Origin of the sequence: Frigoribacterium sp. Leaf164 (assembly GCF_001423665.1) — a bacterium.
In the GTDB taxonomy this organism is placed as follows: domain Bacteria; phylum Actinomycetota; class Actinomycetes; order Actinomycetales; family Microbacteriaceae; genus Frigoribacterium; species Frigoribacterium endophyticum.
Window position 1 is genome coordinate 354,739 of the sequence record NZ_LMOX01000003.1, and the last position, 6,594, is coordinate 361,332.

Genomic DNA, 6,594 nt, shown 5'->3' on the forward strand with positions numbered 1-6,594 from the left:
GAAGTGGTCGGGACGAAGCCCGGCCCGATCAGTCTACGGCACGTGGTAAAGGGCCCCTCTCGCCGTGCGCGAACACGGCGGGAGGGGCCCTCTCCCGGTGGGCGGGAGGACCGGCTCAGCGCCCGAAGGCGAAGTTCGCGCCGGGGATCGCCTCGAGGAGCTCCTGGGTGTACTGCTTCGTCGGCGCCGCGAAGATCTCGTCGGTGGTGCCCGACTCGACGATGCGGCCTTTCTGCATGACCGCCACGTTGTCGGCGATGAGCCGGACGACGGCGAGGTCGTGCGTGATGAAGAGGTACGTCAGGCCCAGCTCGGTCTGCAGGTCGGTCAGCAGGTCGAGGATCTGGCCCTGGACGAGCACGTCGAGGGCCGAGACGGCCTCGTCGAGCACGATGACGTCGGGCTTCAGGGCGAGCGCCCGCGCGACGGCGATGCGCTGGCGCTGACCTCCCGAGAGCTCGTTCGGGTAGCGGTTGACCGTCGACGCCGGGAGCGACACCTGCTCGAGCAGCTCGCGCACGCGGGCCTGGCGGCTCGCACGGTCGCCGATGCCGTGGGTCACCAGCGGCTCGGCGATCGTGTTGCCGACGCTGTACATCGGGTCGAGCGAACCGTACGGGTCCTGGAAGACCGGCTGGACCCGGCGACGGAAGTCGAAGAGCGCCTTGCCCTTCAACGCACCGACGCTCTGGCCGTCGATCTCGACGGTGCCCGACGAGATCGACTCGAGCTGCAGCACGAGCTTCGCCACGGTCGACTTGCCGGAGCCCGACTCGCCGACGAGCGCCATCGTCGTGCCGCGCGGGATCGCGAACGACACGTCGTCGACGGCCTTGAGCTCGGTCGTCTTGAAGCCGCCCTGACGGATCTGGTAGATCTTCGACAGGTTCTGCACCGAGATGTAGCGCTGGTCGGCCTTGCCGGCCTCCTCGCGGGAGTGTGCCCGGGCGATCAGCTCGGCGTCGTCCGCGCCCTCGGCCGACACGTCGGCGTCGTGCACGGTGTTCGGCGTGAGGGCCGACTGGATCCGGCGGCTCGCGAGGCTCGGCGCCGCGGCGACCAGGCGCTTCGTGTACGGGTGCTGCGGGTTGGCCAGGATCTCCTTCGAGGGCCCGGACTCGACGACGCGGCCCTTGTACATCACGACCAGCTTCTCGGCACGCTCGGCGGCGAGGCCGAGGTCGTGCGTGATGAAGAGCACGGAGGTGCCGTAGTCGCGGGTCAGGCTCTCGAGGTGGTCGAGGATGCGTCGCTGCACGGTCACGTCGAGGGCCGAGGTCGGCTCGTCGGCGATGAGCAGCTTCGGGCGCGACGACAGGCCGATGCCGATCAGCACGCGCTGGCGCATGCCGCCCGAGAACTGGTGCGGGAACTGCTTGAGGCGCTGGTCGGCGTCGCCGAGCCCGGCCTCCTTCAGCACCTCGATCGCCCGCTCGCGGACGGCCTGCTTGCCGGTCGCGACGCCGTTGGCCCGGATGGCCTCCTCGACCTGGAAGCCGATGCTCCAGACCGGGTTGAGGTTCGACATCGGGTCCTGCGGGACGTAGCCGATCTCTCGGCCGCGCAGCGCCTGCATCTCGGCCTTGCTGACCTTCGTGAGGTCACGGCCCTCGAACAGGATCTGGCCGCCGGTGACGGTGCCCGTGCCGGGCAGGAGGTCGATGATCGAGGTGGCGGTGGTCGACTTGCCGGAGCCCGACTCGCCGACGATCGCGAGGCTCTCGCCCTGACGGAGGGTCAGGTCGACGCCCCGCACGGCGTCGACGTAGCCCGCCTGGGTCTTGAAGCCGATCTTGAGGCCCTTGATCTCGAGCAGCGGAGCCGTCGAGGTCGAGGCGCCGGGCGCGCCCTCGGGGCGGGTGGAGGTGGACGTCATCGACGGGCCCTCGCCTTCGGGTCGAGGGCGTCGCGCACGACGTCGCCCATCATGAGGAACGACAGCACCGTGATCGACAGCGCGGCCGCGGGCCAGAACAGGGTCATCGGAGCCGTGCGGATGGAGACGCTCGCCTGGCTGATGTCGTTGCCCCACGACATGGTGCCGCTGGGCAGGCCGATGCCGAGGAAGCTCAGCGTCGCCTCGGCGACGATGAACGTGCCGAGCGAGACGGTCGCGACGACGATGACCGGGGTGATGGCGTTGGGCACGACGTGGCGGAGCAGGATGCGGAACCGCGAGACGCCGAGCGCGAGGCTCGCCGTCACGTAGTCGCTGCTCTTCGCGCCGAGCACGGAACCGCGCATGATGCGCGCGATCTGGGGCCAGGCGAAGAGCGACAGCACCAGGGCCACCGTGAGGGGCGTGCGGGAGGGCAGCACCGACATGAGGACGATGGCGCCGAGCACCGTGGGGATGGCGAAGAAGATGTCGCCGATCCGCGAGACGACCGCGTCGAGCCAGCCGCCGTAGAAGCCGGCCAGCGAGCCCACGATGATGCCGATGATCGTCACGATGACGGTCGCGAGCAGGCCCACCGTGAGGGAGGCGCGGGTGCCGTAGACGACGCGGGCGAAGACGTCGAGGCCCTGACGGGTGAAGCCCATCGGGTGGCCGGCCTCCGGGCCCTCGTTGCTCGACTGCAGGTCGGCGCCGCTCGTCGGGGAGGTGTGGGTGAACAGCCCGGGGAAGACCGCGACTACGACCACGAGCAGGATGAGAGCCGCCGAGATCCAGAACAGCGGGCGGGACTTCATGCTGTCCCAGGCGTCGTCCCAGCTGCTGCGGGGCTTCTCGGACTCGTCGACGGCGTCGACGGCCTTGACGGGCGTCTCCTCGAGGTCGGCGACGAAGTGATCGGCCGACAGGGGCGATGAGGCGTTACTTGGCATAGCGGATCCTCGGGTCGAGAACGGCGTAGAGCAGGTCGACGAGCAGGTTGGCCAGCATGAAGATGATGACCATCACGGCCACGAACGACACGACGGTGGGGCCCTCGCCGAGCTGAATGGCCTTGTAGACGGTGCCGCCGACGCCCTGGATGTTGAAGATGCCCTCGGTGACGATGGCACCGACCATCAGCGATCCGATGTCGACGCCGAGGTAGGTGATGACCGGCACGAGCGAGTTGCGGAGGATGTGCACGCCGACGACGCGGCGGCGGGTGAGGCCCTTCGCCGTGGCGGTGCGCACGAAGTCGGCGCTCATGTTCTCCGAGACGGAGGCGCGGGTCAGTCGCACGATGTACGCGAACGACACGGAGGCCAGCACCAGGGCCGGCAGCACCAGCTCGTTCCACGGGGCCTGTGAGCTGACCGTGGTGCGGAAGATGCCGAGGTTGATGGCGAAGACGTACTGCAGCACGAAGCCGACGACGAAGATCGGCACGGAGATGAGCAGCAGGCTCACGACGAGCGCACTCGTGTCGAAGATCTTGCCCTTGCGGAGACCGGCGACCAGACCGACGATGATGCCGGCGACGGCCTCGAAGACGAGGGCCAGCATCGCGAGGCGGAAGGTGATGGGGAAGGCGCGCGTCAGCTCGGACAGCACGGGACGACCGGAGAAGGTCGTGCCGAGGTCGCCCGTGAACAGTCCGCCGATGTAGAGCAGGTACTGGACGATGAAGGGCTTGTCGAGGTTGTACTGAGCCCTGATCTGCTCGAGGACCTGGGGGCTCGGCTGCTTGTCGCCGAAGAGAGCCGCCACGGGGTCGCCCGGCACGGCGAAGACCATGAAGTAGATGAGGAACGTCGCCCCGAAGAAGACGGGGATCAATTGGAGGAGCCGTCGACCGGTGTACCAGAGCATCAGGCCTCCTCGGTGTCGTGCGTGAGCATAGGTCGCAATCGTGTGGGTGGTGGACGCCCGCGGAGGGGGTCCGCAGCAGATCGCTCTGCTCCGGACCCCCTCGTGGACGGTGAGGCTGGTCGCCTCTCCGCTGCTAGTTCTTGGTGACCTCGTAGTACAGGGGCACCGAGTTCCAGCCGAACTGGACGTTGCTCACCGTGTCGGCGTAGACGCCGGTCACGTTGGAGTACCACAGCGGGACGACGGGGAGGTCCTTGAAGAGGACCTCCTGAGCGTCCTGGAACTTGGCGTTCGCGTCGTCGACGCTCGTGGCCTGGCTGCCCTCCTTGAGGAGGCTGTCGAACTCGTCGCTGGTGTAGCGGCCGTAGTTCGAGCCCGCACCGGACTGGTACAGCGGGGCGAGGAAGTTGTAGAGCGACGGGTAGTCGGCCTGCCATCCGGAACGGAAGGCACCGGTCATCGCGTCGTTCTCTTCTTCGTCGAGCAGGCCCTTGAAGTCGGGGTACGACTTGCCCTCGGCCTTGATGCCGAGCGTGTCGGCGATGCTGTTCGCCGCCGCGTCGACCCAGGCCTGGTGGCCACCGTCAGCGTTGTAGGCGATGGAGAAGACGGTGTCGCCGTAGGGCGCGATCGCGTCGGCTTCCTTCCAGAGCTTCTGGGCCTCGTCCTCGTTGTACGAGAGGACGTCCGAGCCGTCGAGGTCGTCCGAGTAGCCGTCGATGACGGGCGACGTGAAGTCCTTGGCGGGGGTGCGGGTGTCCTGGAAGATCACCTTGGTGATGTCGTCGCGGTTGATCGCCATCGAGATGGCCTGGCGGCGGAGCTTGCCCTCCTCCGTCGTGCCGTCGAAGTGCTCGAGGTACTGGGGGATGGTGAACGACTGGAAGATCGCGGCCGCCTGGTTGACGTTGCGGTCCGGGAAGTCGTCCTTGTAGGTCTCGAAGGCGCTGTCGGGGACGGCGTCGAGGATGTCCAGCACACCCGACTGGGCGTCGGCGTAGGCCGCGTCCTGCGTCGTGTAGAACGTGATGGTCAGGCCGCCGTTCTTGGGCGTGCGCGGGCCGTCGTAGTCCTCGTTGGTGACGAGCTTGATGTCCTGGTTGTGCGTCCAGGCGCCCTCGCCGTCGAGCTTGTACGGGCCGTTGCCGATCGGGTTCTCGCCGAAGGCCGCCGTGTCGGCGTAGAACGCCTCGGGCAGCGGGACGAACGCCGAGTAGCCGAGGCGCAGGGGCCAGTCGGCCTCGGGCGCGCTGAGCTGGACGGTGAACTCGGTGGGGCTGACGACCTCGAGCGCGAGCTCGCTGTCGGCGTCGTAGCTGAAGCCCTCGATGTCGTCGAAGAAGTAGCTGCCGCCCTGGGCGTTGCTGAGCTGCGCCGCCCAGTTCCAGGCCTTCGTGAACGACTCGGCCGTCACGTCGGTGCCGTCGGTGAACGTCAGGCCCTCGCGGATCTTGACGTCCCACTTCTGGTTGTCGTCGGAGGTGATGCTCTCGGCCACGTCGTTGACGGGCTCGCCCTTGGCGTCGTACGAGACGAGGCCCGCGAACACGGAGTCGATGATCTTGCCGCCGCCGACCTCGGTGGTGTTCGAAGGGATCAGCGGGTTCTGCGGCTCGTTGCCGTTCGTCGTGATGACGGCCGACGAGTCGCCCGAGGCGCTGTCGCCCGAGTCGTCGCTGCCGCTGGCGCAGCCCGTGAGGACGAGTGCTGCCGTCCCCACGACGGCGATGGCCCCGAGGCCCGTGCGCGTCTTCTTCAATGTTCCTCCTGATGCAAGAAAGGACGCAGCACAGCCCCCATGAGCCGTGCCGCGTTGGATGCAAGTACCCTAAGCACCGCCCGGAGGCATCACCAAACCTCACGGAGAACGGTTACACGACGGAAACCAACTCGCCGATTCGTTGCGTCGACGCACGGTTCGTTGCGCGTGGGGCCTGCATCTCGCATGGATCTGCTGCGAGGAATCCCCGAGGCTGCCGCTATCATCCCTGGCCCCGCACGACAGGTGTGGCCGTCCCGTACGATCAGCCGCGTGAGCGACGTGACGAGGGCCCGGCTGGCGGACGACGGCGGGGTGCCCTCCCGAGGGCGCGTGCGGGCGGAGATCGCGATCGTCCTCGCCCTGTCGCTCGGCGCCTCCGCGGTGTACTCGCTCCTGTCCCTGGCGAACCGGCTGACCCGCGACGTCGCCCTCTCGCAGCAGACCGCGACGCTGAACTCGTCGCTCAGCGACCGGCCGGTCTTCGACCTGCTCTACCAGCTGATGGGCATCGCGGTCGACCTCGTGCCGGTGCTGCTGGTGGCCTTCCTGCTCTGGCGGGAGGCCCGGCCGCACCTCGGCCGTCTCGGGGTCGACTTCTCGCGCGCGGGCCGCGACGTCGCGGGCGGAGCGGGCATCGCCCTCGCGATCGGCGTGCCGGGCATCGGCCTCTACCTCGTCGGGAAGGCCCTCGACCTCACGGTGACCGTGGTGCCCACCGACCTCGCGCAGCACTGGTGGACGGTGCCGGTGCTGCTGCTCTCGGCCCTGCGCGCCGGCGTCACCGAGGAGGTCATCGTCGTCGCCTACCTCTTCGCGCGCCTCCGCGACCTCGGCTGGCGGACCTGGCCCATCATCGTCACGGCGGCCCTGCTCCGGGGCACGTACCACCTGTACCAGGGGTTCGGCGCGTTCGTCGGCAACCTCGTGATGGGGCTGGCCTTCGGCTGGCTGTACGCGCGCACCGGTCGCGTGCTGCCGCTCGTCGTCGCGCACGTGCTGATGGACGCCGCGGTCTTCGTGGGCTACCCGTGGGCCGCCGCGACCTTCCCCTCGTTCTTCGGCCTGCCGAGCTGACGACGGCGCC

The 6,594-nt window shown here is 68.6% G+C and carries 5 protein-coding genes; 1 reads left to right on the forward strand and 4 read right to left on the reverse strand.

From position 1 onward, the window contains the following. Nucleotides 1–115 precede the first annotated feature (115 nt). From ASF82_RS09710 to ASF82_RS09725, 4 genes are all read right to left on the reverse strand, one after another. The gene (locus ASF82_RS09710) at nucleotides 116–1,876 is read right to left on the reverse strand and encodes an ABC transporter ATP-binding protein (protein WP_056056574.1); all 1,761 of its coding nucleotides are present in this window, start codon (nucleotides 1,874–1,876) and stop codon (nucleotides 116–118) included. Next, nucleotides 1,873–2,829, reverse strand: a complete 957-nt coding sequence (locus ASF82_RS09715) for an ABC transporter permease (protein WP_056056576.1) — start codon at nucleotides 2,827–2,829, stop codon at nucleotides 1,873–1,875. The genes ASF82_RS09710 and ASF82_RS09715 overlap by 4 nt, the downstream gene beginning before the upstream one ends. Continuing rightward, on the reverse strand, nucleotides 2,819–3,748 hold the full coding sequence (locus ASF82_RS09720) for an ABC transporter permease (protein WP_056056578.1): 930 nt from the start codon (nucleotides 3,746–3,748) through the stop codon (nucleotides 2,819–2,821). The genes ASF82_RS09715 and ASF82_RS09720 overlap by 11 nt, the downstream gene beginning before the upstream one ends. 133 nt (nucleotides 3,749–3,881) lie before the next feature. Beyond that, nucleotides 3,882–5,507, reverse strand: coding sequence for an ABC transporter substrate-binding protein (locus tag ASF82_RS09725; RefSeq protein WP_056056580.1), 1,626 nt, complete (start codon nucleotides 5,505–5,507; stop codon nucleotides 3,882–3,884). Between the two features lie 282 nt (nucleotides 5,508–5,789). Between ASF82_RS09725 and ASF82_RS09730 the strand changes: the two genes are divergently transcribed. After that, a complete protein-coding gene (locus ASF82_RS09730; protein ID WP_235491319.1) occupies nucleotides 5,790–6,584 on the forward strand; it encodes a CPBP family intramembrane glutamic endopeptidase in 795 nt (264 codons plus the stop codon). Nucleotides 6,585–6,594 lie beyond the last annotated feature (10 nt).

Bases quoted from the DNA above. Each gene is read 5' to 3' on its own strand.
- ASF82_RS09720 (WP_056056578.1), bottom strand. From the start codon at position 3,748: ATGCTCTGGTACACCGGTCGACGGCTCCTCCAATTGATCCCCGTCTTC.
- ASF82_RS09710 (WP_056056574.1), bottom strand. From the start codon at position 1,876: ATGACGTCCACCTCCACCCGCCCCGAGGGCGCGCCCGGCGCCTCGACC.
- ASF82_RS09715 (WP_056056576.1), bottom strand. From the start codon at position 2,829: ATGCCAAGTAACGCCTCATCGCCCCTGTCGGCCGATCACTTCGTCGCC.